The organism is Mesonia sp. HuA40, from assembly GCF_008017835.1.
Taxonomy (GTDB): Bacteria; Bacteroidota; Bacteroidia; order Flavobacteriales; family Flavobacteriaceae; genus Mesonia.
Genome location: NZ_VRLT01000039.1, coordinates 1 through 16,696, shown reverse-complemented (window position 1 = coordinate 16,696; position 16,696 = coordinate 1). Strand labels below are relative to the sequence as shown.

Genomic DNA, 16,696 nt, shown 5'->3' with positions numbered 1-16,696 from the left:
TGGAATTTTGCTAATTAAACATCCATAAATTTAATTATTTATCTTTATATTTTCTCTTATGCAAGTCTAAAGGAGTGAGGGTTTTTGACGATAGGCAAACACCCTTGTATCGAGGTGCAGTCGAAAAGTAGCGAGTTTATTTTATTTTTCAAAACCTACATCATAACAATTCATCAATCTTGCTATGTCCTAATTTTCATTTTCTTTACTTGTATAAAGAAAACGAAACAAAAGAAAGTACACTTTTTCTAAGGTATTTTTCAGCTTTGCTGAAAACCACTTGTATTTTGCTAAATTGGCTCCAAGGCTTCACCAATTCTTCACGCAAAACACAAGTTATACTGAAGAAAAAGATTGCAAAGCGCTGCTTTGAATCGCTTTTTTACGTGCGCTGCTGGTGTATAAAATAACTCAAAAACACACGCTGTCAGTTCGAGTTTCGGGTTTTTGGGCGATAGAACAAAAATGCGAAGTATCGAGAACACGTCGAAAAGTAGCGAGTTTATATCCGTTTTCATAACCTACTTCCATATAATTCATTGAAAATACTATGTCCTAATTTTCATTTTCTTTACGGTGTATTCCTCTCCCTGCGCTCGTCGGATACAGGAGAAAACGAAACAAAAGAAAGTACACTTTTTCTGAGGTATTTTTCAGACGAGCTGAAAACCACTTGTATTTTGCTAAATTGGCTCCAAGGTTTCACCAATTCTTCACGCAAAAAGCAAGTTATACTGAAGAAAAAGATTGCAAAGCGCTGCTTTGAATCGCTTTTTGATTTAGGCTGCTGGTGTATAAAATAACTCAAAAACACGCCCTGTCAGTTCGAGTTTTGGGTTTTTGGGCGATAGAACAAAAATGCGAAGTATCGAGAACACGTCGAAAAGTAGCGAACTTATTTATATTTTCAAAAGCTACTCTTTTGCAATACATCAATACTACTATGTCCTAATTTTCATTTTCTTTAAGGTGTATTCCTCTCGCTGCGCTCGTCGGATACAGGAGAAAACGAAACAAAAGAAAGTACACTTTTTCTGAGGTATTTTTCAGGCAAGCTGAAAACCACTTGTTTTTCGCTAAATTGGCTCCAAGGCTTCACCAATTCTTCACGCAAAACACAAGTTATACTGAAGAAAAAGATTGCAAAGCCCTGCTTTGAATCGCTTTTTGATGTGGGCTGCTGGTGTATAAAATAACTCAAAACCACGCCCTGTCAGTTCGAGTTTCGCATTTTTGGGCGGTAGAACAAAAATGCGAAGTATCGAGAACCCGAATGCTCGGGACTCCCGAAAGGTCTCTACAAGCGCGTAGCAGTATAAACTAATCGTCTAAATAGGCAATACGGGCGCCTTGGCGGAGTTTCTTACTGGAGAGGTGCCAAGAATAACCGACTTGCAACATGACTAGGGGGAAAAGCAGTACCGAAACTAAAGCTCCTATGATCAGCATAGCTTTGTTCCGCTTAAAGCGATAGGGCATCACCGAAGGGGGAATGGATTTTAACAGTGCCCAACGGGCTGCAGCATCGCCATGGTATTTCCTGAAAAAGTACAAAACACTGGGGACCGGTCGCGGTGCTAACCAGCTTTTAGGGCGAAAACCATCCCAACTGCCCATCTCTCTTAAACCGCCTGAACCTACTTTTAAATGCAAACGCTTGGCATAGGGGTTCGATACATTTAAATAGCCCGCCAAATAAACCCGCATCCCAAATTCACCATCGCCCATACGCTGTTTCTCAAATTGCCGATCGAATAAACCAATTCGCGTAAATACTTCTTTTCGCAGCATAACGTTTCCGGTGTCTAGCTGACTAGATACCGAAAAATAAGCATAATGAGCCGGTACTTCGGCACCTACCTGAGAAATAGATACTCCCGAAGATACCTCAGCCTGAAAGTAATCTAAAGCTTTCATATGTTCGCTGATCCAATTTGAAGCTACTCTGCTGTCATCATCATACAACAATATAAAAGAACCTCTGGCTCGTTTTATGGCGGTATTCCGGGCCAACCAAAGCGCTTTTTCATGTTGGTGCAAAACCTGTATGTTCAAATCCCAACCTCGGTAAAAATCCTCTTGAAAAGGAGTAGATTGGTCCACTACCAACACTTCAAAGTGCGTATAATCCTGTTGTTCTAAATCTCGCAACACCTCCTTTAAATAGGAATAACGGTTTAAAGTAGGAATAATTATACTTACCAAAGGCTGTTGTTTTACCAAAGCCGACTCATAAGTAGTATAATCTTCATAAGTGAGAGCCTGTTTGTGCAGGTAGCTACGCGAAGCTTTTCGGCCTTTTTGGTAGGCGGTGATTTCTTTAAAAGGATTCCGTAAACCCAGCAAGCGGATCAATAAAATATAAACCGACCATACCGGATGAAAATACTTATGCGCAAAACGGTATTCATCCGCTAAGGGCAAAGTTTCAAAATCTGTATAAGTGGGTGCATCCCCAATATACCCAACTTGAATGGCTTGCCAAGATAAATCATAGGCTTGGGCCATAGTACTCTCGAAGTGAGTATCGGCTTGCAGCTGCTGCTGTACTTTAGAAGCCAATGCCTCAACTTGGGGAAAAACAAAATCCCCTTGTTTGCGCCTCAAACGAAAATACTGAGTAGGTTGTAAATAATTTAAAAATTGAAACATCAAAGCTTTTGGTATTCTTGTTTAAAAAAGCCCCCCATTCGCAATTGGCTCTCCCAGAGTTGTCGGTTGCTTTGTTGCAAAGCTACAAATTCTTCGGGGCGCAAAGCTTGGTGGAAAGCGATTAATTTTTCGGCTAGCTGAGCACGATCGGCGTAATCTACCCAAACCACATGCTTTTTCCAATCTATGCTATCATTCAAAGGCAAGTGACCATCGGTATGCACATAAATGGGTATGCGACCCATCATCAGGCATTCATAAAAGCGCACCGAGAAATTTCCTGCCCCACGTACACATAGCACGTAGGCATTATCGCGTATATTCCGATAAAAAACTCGGGTGCTTTCTTCTTTTTCAGCGGCGGTTTTGGCTCCCGCCCGGTACTGCTCCCGTACAATAAAATCGCAGTTTACACCAGGATGCTGCTGTAAATTTGCCAACAATTGCGCACGTAAATGACTAGCCGAAAGCAGCGCTTGGGGTTCATCGGCTTTCAGCCCTAAACGGCTTAGCGTATTGCGTAAGCCTATTTTTATAACGTCTTTTACCGCATTCCTCCGTGAAGCCACTGCTTGACCGCAAAAACCCACTTGTGGCAATGAAGTGTAAGCTAAATATTGTGATGTTCCCTTATTCAAATACTGATAAAATCGATCGCCAATTAAAGCTGGTAAACCGCGGTGTCCGATGCGTTGTTGACTAGCATAACCGCTCATACGAAATACCGTCAAATGCGGATACACCGGTACTTTTACCCCAAAATCGCCCGCATTCCAACTCCAAACCGGCAGATTCAATTCTTGAGCGGCCCGAAGCAGTTTTAGCGCCTGAGGCATGCGTTTGTATTTTTGGTAGTAATTCCAACTCATGGGTAAGATCACCAACTCGGCTTCTTCTATAAATTCCACAAAAGCACAATCCTTCGAATGCAACTGGTACAAAGCCATACGCTGGGTATCGGTAAAACTCGAAGCTTTGATGAATGCCTTTAAAAGCGGAAATAAAGCTCCACGTTGTTGCGGATCATAGTGTTCTTTGGGGTAATATATTCTCATTCTATATGAAACATCAAATTTAATTAAGATAAGTTCACTAAGTAAGTCAAAGTATTAATTGCGTTGATTATTTATCGTTATTAATCCTCTTTTCTTGGGTTGGTAGCAAATGTATTCAAAATGTAACCTTAAGGCTCTTATTTTCTTATGCAAACCCATGCGTCTTAATAATTTTCTTTTCTTGCGTGTCCCTTGAATGACAGAATCCCATTTCCTTTCCTTTAAAAATGGAAATTTATAGGATATGGCAATACGGGCTTTAGATTTCATAATACGAATGGCATACTCATTTTCACCGTAAGCCCCGCTAGTGTTTTCTAAATAATAACCAAAGCGCTCGAAAAAAGCCTTTGTCGTCACAAAAGGGTTATCACTATATTGAAAGGTATTGTAATTAAAATTTCTCCAAGAAAACTTTGGAATTAATCCAAAATTGGAAGTTAACGGTAATAATTTTGGAAACTTATAATTAGCCGCCAAACGGCACATATCGGCTTGACCTTGTTCTATTATTGCCATAGCTTCCTTTAAATAATTTGGAAGTTCAGATGATGGGATAAAATCCTCTTGACAGTAAAAAATAAAAGGGTATCGGCAAGCCTTAATACCTCTGTTTAAGTTAGAAGTAAGCCCCGTGTTTTTGGGGGAAAGTAAGAGTCTGTCAATGGGTAAATTGGCTAATTGCGCTTGAACTTCATTTGCACTTCCATCGTCAGCTACTACGATTTCTACTTTACTTAAATCCAATCCTTTTATTGCTTCTATGCAAGTTTCTAAAGCTTCGAACCGGTTATAATGGGTGATTAATATACTTAACATCTTTAAACGCTATAAAATTGTTGAAAGGCTTGTTGTTGCTGTTCCAAATTAAACTGACTTTGTACGCGTTGCTGCGCCTGTTGCTGAATCTGCTGGCGTTGGCTTTCGGGTAAGGCACAAACTTGCATGATTTGAGCCGCCAATTGCTGGGCATTCACTTCAGGCACCAACCAGCCGGTATATGCATCTTGAATATTCTCTCCTATCCCACCCCGATTAAAGGCGACGCAAAGTTTACCCATGGCCTGAGCTTCCAATAGCGCATTACAAAAACCTTCGGTATAACTGCTTTGAACGTAAAGATAAGCATTTTGCATACATTCGAGGGTTTGCTTATGACTCTGTGGGCCGAGCAAACTTATAAAACCCTTTAACTGCTTTTCATAAATATGATAAGCATAGCGTTCATTTTCTGCAGCTGTACCTCCACCAATTACTTTCCAATGAAAATTCAATCCTTTTTGTTTCAAAAGATACGCTGTTTCAATCAACACATCTAAACCTTTAATCCAATTGAAACGCGCTACGCTCAGCAATTGAATTTTACCTTGCCAATTAATATTTTTTACCGCTGGTAATTTATCAACATCTACCGCTGGACTTATAATCTGAAAAGGTATATTTTTAGACAAACCTAAAGCATAAGCCTTTTTCAATAAGTGCCGAGAGATACTATGCAGCTTATCCACTTTTTGCCAGAGTAAATCATAAGCCTGCGGATGTTTAAGCGGGTAAACCCCAATATCATAACCGCGCAAACTCACGGCCATTTTAGCTCCAATGGCTTCGGCTACCAATTCTCGGTCTAATGCTATACTGGCAAAACCAAAATGCAGCCAATCGGCTTGGGATTGCAACAAACGCGCATTCAGGTATATTTTTTCCAGTATGCGTTTTGGTTGGGTTTGCTGTTTGCGTTCCAATTGCCAGTACCGATAAAGCTTTGATGCATAAGGCAATAAACCCAACAACACCCAAAACATTGCTCCAAGTTGTAGCAACACATTTTGATAGCGTTTAGGATGCTTTATATGCTTGCATAAATCAAAAGATCGCTGGCTAGGTCCGGTCACCAAGATTAGTTCATGCCCTTGGGCTTGTAAACCTTTTATTTTGGACCGAAAAAAAGTTTCGGAATACCCAGGAGGGGAAGATAAAACTAAGACGATTTTCATGATTTATGCGAATATACTATTTTAAGTCTAAGCTTCATTTTCACTTTTATCTAAAACTCGGTGGTATAATCTAATCATACCTTGAACCATCTGCTGTTCTTGGTGCTGCTTTTCTACTTTATTGCGCGCGGCTTTAGCTACTTGGGCGTAAGTGCTTTTGTTTAGTTGTGTTACTTGCTCGATTTGATTGGCTAGCGCCAAAGCATCCCGACTGGGTACCAACCAACCGTTTTCTTGGTGGCTAATTAGTTCGTGCATACCACCGCAACGAGTTGAAATCACTGGCGTGCCTAAAGCCATGGCTTCTACGGCTACATTGGCTAAGCCTTCTTCTATACTGGGTAACAGCATAAAATCGGCTGCTTGCACAGCGCTTCTAACTTCCTCTATGGGTACACGCGGCAATAAACTTACTTGTTCTTCCAAGCCGAAAGCCTGACGTAGATAAATACATTCCTCGTCTCCAGCTGCTCCAATAATTTGATAGTGAAAAGACAAGCCGCGTTCTTTTAACAGCTTACAGGCGCGCAATGCCAAAACATAGTTTTTGATCCAATGACTACGGCCTACAGAAATCAATTCCAAAGTCTCGGAGTTTACACGCTTTTCGCTGAATGTGAATTCATTTAAAGCCAAACCCGTGTATACCACCGCTTCTACCCCAGTATGCGGACGACCGATTTGAGCACCTACTTGCTGGATTGCTCGAGAAACCGAATGAATACCGTCGAGTTGGGGGTACCAGGCTTGAAGCATTTGCTTAAACTCTTCATCTACCTGTGGTTTAATATTGGTTTGAGATCCACGCTGACTTAAAAGCAGTTTGAACTGGCGTTGCTCGCGATAAGGCGCTAGCCAGGGCAATAAAGAAGGCCATTGCACATGCAACACATCGGGTTGATCATTTTCTAATACAAAAGCTAGGTTTTGTTGCTGTAAGGCTTGGCGGTTGCCACGCAGGGAATGCTTTAGCGTATGCTTAAAGCTAGCCCAGGTAAACTTTTGCCAAGCATAATACCAACTGGTTTGCAGCAAGCGTCTTTTTGACTGGTTGCTGCCCAAAGGCCGGTACTTTACCCCAGCAACTGGATGCGGATTTGACTCATTAAAGCCCATCACGCTCACTTCTATCCCAGCCTTTACCAAACCCGCTAATAAACGGCGAATAAAAACCGTTGTCGCATAGGAACCGTCAAAAAGAATAATTTTCATTTTAATTAAAATTTTGCAAATATTCTTTAAACTGCTGAATCATAATAGCCGGTGCGTGATGCTGCGTTATATAGTTTTTAGCATTTTCTACTAAAATTTCATAACCGCTAGATTCTTGTTGTAATCGGTAAAGAACTTGTTCTAATTCATCTTGTATTTTTTTTGGATGCACCAAAAATCCATTGTAACCTGTCCGGATTACTTCAGCATTGCCGCCGATGCGGGTAGCAATAACGGGTTTACCATAGAAAAGAGATTCTAGCAAGAACATGGAATTGCCCTCGCTGTATTTTGAAAGCACCAAGCCAAAATCAATAGCTGCATAAAATTCCCAAAGTTTATGATGGGTCACCCAACCCTGCCAATGTACCTTACCTTTAAGCTGTTGTTGTTCAAAACTTTTTAATTTTTGATAATAAGGCCAATTTGGAGTTTTTTCGTTTCGGATATCCCCTGCTAACAGGATATGATAATTAGCCCCAGCTTGATTCAGCTCTGCAACTGCTTGAAACAATTCTAATAAAGATTTTTCCTCGCTAAAGCGACCTGCAAAACCTAATACCACTGCATCTGCGTCTATATTATTTTGCATTCTTATTTCTTGACGCGCTAGCTTTATTTCTTCCTTATCGGGTCTTGGATGCAATACTGCATTATAAATGGTCTTTGCTGGGAAGTCAAAATCTCCAAAGAATTTTAATTCTTGAATAGGTGCTTGGGTATTGGCTAAAAAGCCTGCACTATTTTTCAACAAGTAACTCATATTTGCCTTGCCGATACGCTTAGCCAAGTCGGTGCTACGAAAAAAATAAATATGTTGGGCTTGAGGAATATGCTGATGCAATTGTTTAAACAATTCTATGTGCATAAAGCTAATAACCAAGTCTGGTTTAATTTTACTTGCCTCTTTTACCACTCCCTTATAATATAGAATACGATCAATTTGTGTAAAGCCGTAACGTTTTTTTAGCCAACGATAGGGCAAACATTTTAGCCAAGCTTGTTGCATGCCTGTAATCCAATTGGGTTTAGGGTGCCGATATACCTTGCGGTCATAAGACAGGCTTGATAAATCGGGATGGTATTGACTGATTACTTGGATGTCATACCCCTCCTTTTTTAAGGCTTGACTCAGCGTATAGATGACCCGTGCTACCCCTGGGCTGTGCTGCAAAGGCGGTATACTATGACGGGAACCTGAAGCGAGTAGGATTTTAATTGACAAAATCTATTTTTTTTAAACAGTTAATAAATTGAGAGCTCATTCTCAATGGCGTAAAGTTTTTTAAATAAAAGCTTTCTGCTGCACTAGAAATTTTATTATACTGTTCTGGATTTAAAAGTAGGTATTCTATATAATTTGCAATTTCTTTTTCACGATTTTCAGTGGTATGGATTAAAAAGCCATTTTGATTCTCGATTACAATTTCAACATTACCCCCAACAGCAGTTGCGATTAACGGTAAACCAGCCGATAAACCCTCTATCAAAGATAACGATAAACCTTCAGAAGAAAGTTTGGCATCAGTCGGTAAAACCAAAACATGTACTTGGTTATATAGTTTTTGCAATGCTTTTTTTTCTAAATAGCCAGTAAAAGTAACATTTAAATTATGTGTATTAACGTATACTTTGCACTTTTCAAGATATTTATTAGCCTCTGCCAATCCTCTTTTTGTGCCTGCACCTCCAGCTAAAATAAGATTAACATTCAATCCCTTATCACTTAAATTTCTAATTGCTTTGATCAAATCCAATACGCCTTTTTCCCTGCAAATACGCCCTGAAAACAAAACAGTAAAATTTTTAAATTTTTCCGATTTGCTTAGTTTCATACTGGAAATGCCATTGTAAACCCTAAAATACTGTTCTTTTATTTGCTTCCGAAAAGTTTCATTTGCTTTAATTTTTGCAGCTAGATTTACACCAATAATACCTTTTGTTTGATGGAGTAGTTGTTCCCATTGTCTTTCTGTAAGTTTAGTATGCAAAGAGGTGCCGTGATGATAAAATACGATTTCAACATCTGGGCAAAATAATTTTAACATGCTCACCAAACCAGGACTTACGTGTACAATTATTTTTTTATATTGATGTTTTCGCACATATAAACAAACCGTAATAAAATAATGCAATTGGGCATCACTACCGGTAATGAAAAGTTGTTTACGTTCACTATAATTAAAACGTAACTTTAATAGTAGTAAACTTAGTTTCGACCAATGATTAAAAGCGACATGGCGAAAAACTTCTCGATCATAATCCCAATCCTTTAGCCTTAAGTTGGTATTTGAAAGTACTATAAAACGATCATCATTTAAGGCTTCAATGGTTTCTTGAATTACTTTGGCTGGTGCAGCTCCTTCTGGAGAAGGTACCGAGTTCAAAGAACCATAAACGATTAGGATTTTATTTGAATTACTCATAGGTGATTTTTCTTAAAAGCAGATGCTATTTTGCGCAGATAAACTTTGTTAACTTTAGAATAAGGTAAACGCATTTCATTGAATAGCCTAACCAATGCCTTTACAGTTCTACCTTTACGCATAAGACTTAAGGCAGATTCCTTTTTCCAACTCTTATGCCATAAATGTACGGCAAAACTATCATTTGTGGTATAGTTTTTATAACATAGATAAGATTCCTTAACCTTAGGGTTCGGATAAGCGTAAAAGTATTCTTGTTTAAACACGCTTAAATCTTTGTGCTGAGCAACGCTCAAATCGCCTTGTACTGCATACAATTCTCTATATACTTTTGTGAAAATTTTGGGGATTATTAAGGACTTATAATTGATTTGTTTTTTTGAAAGTTGTTGATAGAAATTTAAGCAAGCATTGATATACGGATGATTGGGTTCTGCACCAATTATTCCACAGCTGATATAATGCTCCGATTCTAACCCGACAAAAGCCTTCTGATTTAAAAACGTATCAAAAGGTTTTAGCACTAGCATATCGGTATCCAAGTAAATTCCCCCCATACGTTGCAAAACATCCAATCGTACATAATCGGCAACAAATGCATACATTTTATCTCTATAGGCTCTTTTTGCAAATTCGTTGGTCAATGTATACGTACTTTCATCCCATCGTTTGAATTCATATTCAGGTAAATGTTCCTGCCAAGAAACAATACATTTCTCGACAATTGAAGGAAAGGGTTTTTTACCAAACCAGCAATAATGTATTATTTTAGGAATCATAACAAGCCTTATATAATTTAGTGTATTTTTCGAAAATTACAGCATTCTCAAAATTTTCAAAAACATATTTCCTTGCATTTTCACTAAAATTTTGATATACACTCTTGTCGTTAAATAATTTTAATATGGCAAGAACAAGTGCATTTACATTTCGATCTTCGACAAGAATACCAGATTTTCCATTAGAAACCGCCTCATTTAAACCACCTGTGTTAAAACCCACTACCGGTAGCCCATAGGCTTGTGCTTCAATAGCCGCTAAACCCAAAGCTTCCCGTCTAAAAGTATTATTATCATACGTTGAAGGCATAAGGAAAATATCATTATTGCTAAATAAGGCTGTAATCTCTTTTTGGTTTTTATGTCCAAGCATTCTAATCTCACTTTCGCAACCTAATTTAGTAATAAGAGACTTAAGGTAATCTTCATATGAGGCTAATCCAGACCCAACAATAATATATTCAACTTCGATACCCCTATTTTTTAAATCTGCCACCGCTTTAATCCCATATTCATGACCTTTTAGCTGTATTAATCTACCTACACTTATGAGTTTTAAAGTATTATTTCTTTCTCGACGCTTTTTAAAATTGGCAAGGTTCTGATTTATATTAATACCTACAGGTATGATTTTAATTTTTTCATCACTGACACCAACATTAATTAGGTGATTTTTTAAATAATTTGAATTCACGGTTATAAAATTGACGTGATGTCTATAAAACCATTCATACTCTCTAAGATATAAATTAGGACTTAGCCGGAAGGCGTCATAACCATGAAAAGTGACAATTACCTTTAAATTTTTAAACAGTCCTAATTTGGTTAAGTCTTTCAAATCATCTAATGAGGTATTAAATTGTACATGAATTATTTGATTTTCTTCTAACTCAGAGTAATAACAAATATCATAAAGTGTTTTAAATTTAACTTTCTTATTTTTTAGAATATACCTTAGCCATACATTCAATTTGGCTGGTGACTTTAAAACATTAATTAAATATTGCAACCGGTCCTTATTATTTTTAACGACTGGATACTCAACTAAATTATTTTTCAACTCATTTAAAATTCCATCAAATGCATCATAATCTTTTTTTAAACTTTTGGTGAAAAAACTATTTAACAAGTTTTGATTTATTAGGTATTTTACGTGATGTACAATAAAAGTTTCTGTCTTATTAGGAAAAGACCGCACGAGATAGTTAATTTTCATTTAACCGTAATGATTTAATTCTTCTCTTGGTTATATCACTAAAAAGTAAAGAAATATAAATTTTAGCTTTATCATAATTAGAAAAAGTTTTAAGTCTTTTTATTTCTTTATAAATTAAGTTAGGAACTTTCTTTTTCTGATAAAGAAAAGATCTAGATATTTTCAATAGTTTAGTTAAGTAGAAAAAATCCAGTTTCTCATTGGGGTACTTTAAAAACTTTTTACACTTATTATACATAGTTATCCTAATTTCTAATTCATCTTGTAATTTAAAAATGTTTTTACCCATTCTATCTGCATAAATTGAATTATTATGAAATCTATAGTGAATTAATACTTGTTCGATAAAACTGAACTTTGGGTTTTTTAACAGCGCTTCTAAATTAAATTCCCAATCATTTAAGACTGTATCATTTGTCTCAATTTTATAGTTTTTATAAAAGAGTTTTTCCTTAATTAGAAATTTTTTTTTCCATAAAGGTCCACAAGTAAAAAGTGTAAGTTCCCCTACAAACTGCCCTAAAACAGGGTTCATATTATAATTATTTTTTATCGGTATAATTCTATCGAATTCTGAATTCTGATACCAGCGAGCAACTTCGCAAGCTACAAAGTCTTTATCCTCTTTAACTATGTTCAAAACTTTTAAGGTTAGGTGTTGCGGTAACATTATGTCGTCTGAGTCAAACCAATTAACATATTCACCTTTTGATTCTAAAAAACCAATATGTCGACATGAATTTGCACCTTTAGAATAATCAGGTGGTCTAGATAAATATTTAAAGCGGGAATCTTTGGCGCAGTACTCGGCCATTAGTTCATCGGTAGCATCGGTGCTGCCATCGTCTACTACAATACACTCCCAATTCGTATAGGTTTGCGCCAACACCGAGTCCAGGGTCTCTCCTATAAGATGGGCTCGGTTGTAGGTGGGAATAATGATAGAAACAAGGGGCTGTTCTGCCATAAATTAGACTTTTTATTTAAACTACAAGTATACGCATTTTTGTTGGTAGTGATAACAACCAAGTTAACCAACCTAATTCAGTGTTGATAATTGTCGCAAATTACTATGTAATAGTCTAGTAAAAACATCACCACCTTGTGAGTTTAAGTGGTCTTCATTTTCAAATAGAGTTTCCTTGGCAAAGTAAGTTTTTGAAAAGTCCATAACCTTAAAACCGCTTGTTTCTAAAATTTTAGCAGCACCCATATCTTTATTTTTAATAAGCCTATAATATGAGGCAGTAAGTGGAAATTTAATACCTATTAAAACAATATTATTGGCTTTACATAAACCTATCATTCTTTCTAGACTTCTCTGCAATTTTTGTGAACTATTTTTAAAACCAAACTGACTTTCAAATCGTCTGTTAATTCGGTAAGCACGTTCTTTAACCCCTATATCTTTCCAAGTTTTGTTTAAGTTATTTTGGGAAAATTTTGGTTTATTGAAAATAGTTTTTAGCTCTTGCGCCATATATTCTTGAATCAAAAGACCAATTTTAGGTTCAGAAATAATTAGAAAACCGTAGAGCTTATCTACGTAGTAATCTAAAGTGGTATCATACCCACTTCGTGTTAAATAAAATTTAGATCTATCTAAATTATTTAAACTTTCGCGGTAAGGGCTTAGAGTATGATTATCAACTGTAAGGATCAAAGTATCGATAGCATTTTTTTCAATTAGAAAATTCAACTTTCTTTCCATATCAAAATATGAGTCACTAGGGGCTGAAAAGTTATAAATGTTGAATTCTTCTGGGTAATCTTCAAGAGCATTACCGTGTGAATCAGACATTAGATATGTTTTATAACTTAAAGAATAAACATTATAATTCCCGAAATATAGCTCGTCTCCTAACTGCTTTAAGAAAAAGTTGATAATTAGAAGAATAACACTAAAAATTGAAATTTGTAATATAAATTTTCTCATTTTAAAATTGAAAATAGATAAATTCGAGCTTTTCCCCTGTATAACCGAAAAGAAATATGATTAAAAGAATCAACAAATACAAAAGCCATCTTAAGCTTTTATACCTTAAGTTTAAGCTTTTTTCTAATGCAAAATCATCTCTTCTCCCTAACCATTCGACACCCAAAAAACATAACAACAAAACAAATAAATTGGTGGGTCTTATTTCGGGTATTTGAAATAAGTCTTTGCTAAAAATACCATTAATATAAGATAAAGCGTGACTTATATTTTCGGCTCTAAAAAATATCCAAGCCAATACGGTTAGTCCAAAGGTCATCAAAATCTTCCCTAGATTCTGAATACTGGGTAAAAAACCATCTTGAGCGACTATATCTAAATTTTTACGGTTGCGCTTGGTCAATAGTAAAGGTAAAAAATACAAAGCATTCAAGGCGCCCCAAACTATAAAAGTCCAATTGGCGCCATGCCAAAAGCCACTGACTACAAAAATAATAAAGGTGTTGCGTACTTGCATACCCGTGCTACCACGGCTACCGCCCAAAGGTATATACAAGTAATCTCGGAACCAAGTGGATAACGAAATGTGCCATCGACGCCAGAACTCTGCAATATCTCTTGAAAAATACGGATAAGCAAAATTGCGCATCAAATCAAATCCGAAAAGTCGCGAAGTACCAATGGCAATATCAGAGTAGCCGGAAAAATCTCCATAAATTTGAAAAGTAAAAAACAAGGCGCCTAAAAGCAGGGTACTTCCACTATAATCGCCTGAATTTCCAAAAATTTCACTGGCATAACGTGCACAATTATCGGCAATGACCACCTTTTTAAACAAGCCCCATAAAATTTGTCGCATCCCTATTACGGCCAGTTGGTAATCAAATTTTCTAGGTTTAAAAAATTGCGGCAACAGTTGAGTGGCTCGCTCAATGGGTCCGGCCACCAATTGAGGAAAAAAACTTACGAAGGCCGCAAATGCTACAAAATTACGGGTAGCCGGGAGCTTACGTCGGTAGATGTCTATAGTGTAACTCAGTGTCTGAAAAGTATAAAAACTTATGCCTACGGGCAGAATGATTTCCAAGCCCCGAAAGCTAACTTCGCTTCCAAAGAAACTAAAGGCTTGATTAAAATTATCGATAAAAAAGTTATAGTATTTGAAAAAGCCCAGTAGCCCTAAATTTACTCCTAAACTCAGGTATAAAAACAGCTTACGCCGTTGAGGATGCTCACTTTTCTCCAGTTGCAAGCCTACAAAAAAATCGACTAGCGTACTGAACAGAATTAGAAATAAAAATCGCCAATCCCACCAACCGTAAAACACATAACTGGCTAGGGCAATTAATACGTTTTGGGCGCGTAAATGTTTTCGCAAAAGCCAGTATAAAGCGAAAACGATGGGTAAGAATACCGCAAAATCTATCGAATTGAATAGCATAGCAATTCTAGGTTGACAAAAAAGCTACAAGTATACGCATTTTTGTTGGTTTCTAGTCGGGACGTTTAGATAAGCTAAGCTTAAGTTTCTTTTTTTTCAAGACTCAAGCCGTATTGCTCATACAGCAAATCTAAGAAGAACTCACGCTCTTTTGAGAAGCTTTTGGCCAAGGTTTGCGTAGTATATTCTAGGTTAAGGGGGTAGTCTTGTTGGTTGTACCAGGTTCTAAACTCATAATCCCGAGGGATAATCAGCTGGTCTTCTTCTTGCATTCTTCGGTAAACATAACTCAGGGTGGTTTGGTTATTGGCCTTTTGGGCAATGGCATGGAACAGCAAATAAGCCTGTGAACAACTAAAAATAGCTGTGGGATAATGGATGGCCTTGCTTGAACTAGACTGTGGCTGGTAGTGAATGGCTTGTGCAAAATGTTGCATAAAATCTTCTTGATCAAAGTCTGCAGCACTTAAATCAAGCTTGTATATCAAATGATTGGTCAATTGCCGCACCCAACGGCACAGCAGGCGTTTCAAATCATTTTGGGTAGCAGTTGTTAAATAAGCAGAGTTTACCAAATGGCGTATCGCTTTTATTTTATCAACAACAGACGGAAAGGCATAAACCACCGGCAGCTCTAATTCGCCTATAAAATGTTGCGCGTAATAATTGGCAAAATTCTGCTCTAGATAGTATAGTTCATCTCTTAAGTCAGTAAAATTGAAATAATCTATTGAACCCATATTTTCGGTAATGAAACGCTCTATTCCGATAAGCTCTGGGCTATCTGGTCGGTAGTCAACCGCACTATCTATTCGTCTATAGGCTTCTATGTGCTGTTTTAAATAGTCGCGGTAATTGCGTATTTCTGGTTGTTCTAGATCACTCAAGTCTTCGATTTCTATATTACAAAACTTCTCCATGAAAGAGTGCCAGTTAATACCATTCTCTTTTATTCTCAGACAACCAGTTTTATAAAGATTCAACAAGAATTTGCGTTTGTTCTTGGGCGGCTCATATTCATTGACTCGAATATCTTCAAACTCTATAACTGCCAACATGCGTTTGATAAATAGTTGGTGATAGGCCTCAGGATCGTTTGGCGTGCTTAGTATATCTTTTTCTGAATCTTGCTCAAAGAGGTTGTAATCGTATAAGTCTGCTAGCCTCATAGGGTGGTTTAGGTGTTGGTTAACAGTATAAAGATAGTATTTTTTTAACATAAACTTTATCGCGATGCAATTGAGCAACACGAGAGGGCTATTTTTGATAAGCCGGGTTTAAATGGTATTTTTTTTATTCTTTTTGTAATATAACCTGCCTTGTCAGTTCGAGTTTCGGATTTTTGGTGGTAAACCAAAAATTCGAAGTATCGAGAGCAAGTGGAAAAGTAGCGAGTTTATTTTCTTTTTCAAAAGCTACTCTTTTACAATTCATTGATAATACTATGTCCTAATTTTCATTTTCTTTACGGTGTATTCCTCTCGCTGCGCTCGTCGGATACAGGAGAAAACGAAACCCCGAAGACTCGGGGCAGGTTACCGAAGTGTCGGTAAAAAGTACACTTTTTCTGGGGTATTTTTCAGCTTTGCTGAAAACCACTTGTATTTTGCTAAATTGGCTCCAAGGCTTCGCCAATTCTTCACGCAAAACACAAGTTATACTGAAGAAAAAGATTGCAAAGCCCTGCTTTGAATCGCTATTTGAATTGGGCTGCTGGTGTATAAAATAACTCAAAAACACGCCCTGTCAGTTCGAGTTTCGCATTTTTGGGCGATAGAACAAAAATGCGAAGTATCGAGAACAAGTCGAAAAGTGGTGAATACTTTTATAGTTTTAATTGAATCACTTCTCGATACAACCCAGCAAGTCCAACTACGGCATTAAAAATGCCTGTTGGCTAAGCTGGCCCACTCCTTTAGACTTGCATAAGAGAAAATATAAAGATAAATAATTAAATTTATGGATGTTTAATTAGCAAAAGAGAG

General features: G+C 37.2%; 13 protein-coding genes. All 13 read right to left on the bottom strand.

Features of this window, described 5'->3' with window-relative positions; all coding sequences use genetic code 11:
- Positions 1-1,320: 1,320 nt before the first annotated feature.
- Complete coding sequence (locus FT993_RS08470; RefSeq protein WP_255504455.1) at positions 1,321-2,652, bottom strand: glycosyltransferase family 2 protein; 1,332 nt, start codon at positions 2,650-2,652, stop codon at positions 1,321-1,323.
- A complete protein-coding gene (locus FT993_RS08465) occupies positions 2,652-3,707 on the bottom strand; it encodes an exostosin family protein (protein ID WP_147862120.1) in 1,056 nt (351 codons plus the stop codon). Before FT993_RS08465 ends, FT993_RS08470 begins: the two co-directional genes overlap by 1 nt.
- A 54-nt stretch (positions 3,708-3,761) precedes the next feature.
- A complete protein-coding gene (locus FT993_RS08460) occupies positions 3,762-4,526 on the bottom strand; it encodes a glycosyltransferase family 2 protein (RefSeq protein WP_147862119.1) in 765 nt (254 codons plus the stop codon).
- Positions 4,527-4,528: 2 nt separating this feature from the next.
- A complete protein-coding gene (locus tag FT993_RS08455) occupies positions 4,529-5,701 on the bottom strand; it encodes a glycosyltransferase family 4 protein (RefSeq protein WP_147862118.1) in 1,173 nt (390 codons plus the stop codon).
- Positions 5,702-5,728: 27 nt separating this feature from the next.
- On the bottom strand, positions 5,729-6,913 hold the full coding sequence (locus tag FT993_RS08450; protein WP_147862117.1) for a glycosyltransferase family 4 protein: 1,185 nt from the start codon (positions 6,911-6,913) through the stop codon (positions 5,729-5,731).
- A 1-nt stretch (position 6,914) separates the two neighbouring features.
- Complete coding sequence (locus tag FT993_RS08445; protein ID WP_147862116.1) at positions 6,915-8,138, bottom strand: glycosyltransferase family 4 protein; 1,224 nt, start codon at positions 8,136-8,138, stop codon at positions 6,915-6,917.
- Positions 8,128-9,339 carry a glycosyltransferase family 4 protein gene (locus tag FT993_RS08440; protein WP_147862115.1) on the bottom strand — a complete coding sequence of 404 codons (1,212 nt, stop codon included), beginning with the start codon at positions 9,337-9,339 and terminating at the stop codon, positions 8,128-8,130. The genes FT993_RS08445 and FT993_RS08440 overlap by 11 nt, the downstream gene beginning before the upstream one ends.
- A complete protein-coding gene (locus tag FT993_RS08435; protein ID WP_147862114.1) occupies positions 9,336-10,118 on the bottom strand; it encodes a glycosyltransferase in 783 nt (260 codons plus the stop codon). The genes FT993_RS08440 and FT993_RS08435 overlap by 4 nt, the downstream gene beginning before the upstream one ends.
- Positions 10,108-11,247, bottom strand: a complete 1,140-nt coding sequence (locus FT993_RS08430) for a glycosyltransferase family 4 protein (RefSeq protein WP_187240783.1) — start codon at positions 11,245-11,247, stop codon at positions 10,108-10,110. Before FT993_RS08430 ends, FT993_RS08435 begins: the two co-directional genes overlap by 11 nt.
- 76 nt (positions 11,248-11,323) lie before the next feature.
- Positions 11,324-12,301 (bottom strand): glycosyltransferase family 2 protein, encoded by a 978-nt coding sequence (locus FT993_RS08425; protein ID WP_147862112.1) that lies wholly within the window; start codon positions 12,299-12,301, stop codon positions 11,324-11,326.
- A gap of 72 nt (positions 12,302-12,373) precedes the next feature.
- Positions 12,374-13,135 (bottom strand): hypothetical protein, encoded by a 762-nt coding sequence (locus FT993_RS08420; protein WP_147862111.1) that lies wholly within the window; start codon positions 13,133-13,135, stop codon positions 12,374-12,376.
- A gap of 136 nt (positions 13,136-13,271) precedes the next feature.
- Complete coding sequence (locus FT993_RS08415) at positions 13,272-14,711, bottom strand: MBOAT family protein (protein ID WP_147862110.1); 1,440 nt, start codon at positions 14,709-14,711, stop codon at positions 13,272-13,274.
- Positions 14,712-14,791: 80 nt separating this feature from the next.
- Complete coding sequence (locus tag FT993_RS08410; RefSeq protein ID WP_147862109.1) at positions 14,792-15,880, bottom strand: hypothetical protein; 1,089 nt, start codon at positions 15,878-15,880, stop codon at positions 14,792-14,794.
- Between the last annotated feature and the right edge of the window lie 816 nt (positions 15,881-16,696).

Coding starts and splice junctions, on each gene's coding strand:
- FT993_RS08450 (WP_147862117.1), bottom strand. CDS start 6,913: ATGAAAATTATTCTTTTTGACGGTTCCTATGCGACAACGGTTTTTATT.
- FT993_RS08455 (WP_147862118.1), bottom strand. CDS start 5,701: ATGAAAATCGTCTTAGTTTTATCTTCCCCTCCTGGGTATTCCGAAACT.
- FT993_RS08435 (WP_147862114.1), bottom strand. CDS start 10,118: ATGATTCCTAAAATAATACATTATTGCTGGTTTGGTAAAAAACCCTTT.
- FT993_RS08460 (WP_147862119.1), bottom strand. CDS start 4,526: ATGTTAAGTATATTAATCACCCATTATAACCGGTTCGAAGCTTTAGAA.
- FT993_RS08440 (WP_147862115.1), bottom strand. CDS start 9,339: ATGAGTAATTCAAATAAAATCCTAATCGTTTATGGTTCTTTGAACTCG.
- FT993_RS08425 (WP_147862112.1), bottom strand. CDS start 12,301: ATGGCAGAACAGCCCCTTGTTTCTATCATTATTCCCACCTACAACCGA.
- FT993_RS08420 (WP_147862111.1), bottom strand. CDS start 13,135: ATGTCTGATTCACACGGTAATGCTCTTGAAGATTACCCAGAAGAATTC.
- FT993_RS08415 (WP_147862110.1), bottom strand. CDS start 14,711: ATGCTATTCAATTCGATAGATTTTGCGGTATTCTTACCCATCGTTTTC.
- FT993_RS08465 (WP_147862120.1), bottom strand. CDS start 3,707: ATGAGAATATATTACCCCAAAGAACACTATGATCCGCAACAACGTGGA.
- FT993_RS08410 (WP_147862109.1), bottom strand. CDS start 15,880: ATGAGGCTAGCAGACTTATACGATTACAACCTCTTTGAGCAAGATTCA.
- FT993_RS08470 (WP_255504455.1), bottom strand. CDS start 2,652: ATGTTTCAATTTTTAAATTATTTACAACCTACTCAGTATTTTCGTTTG.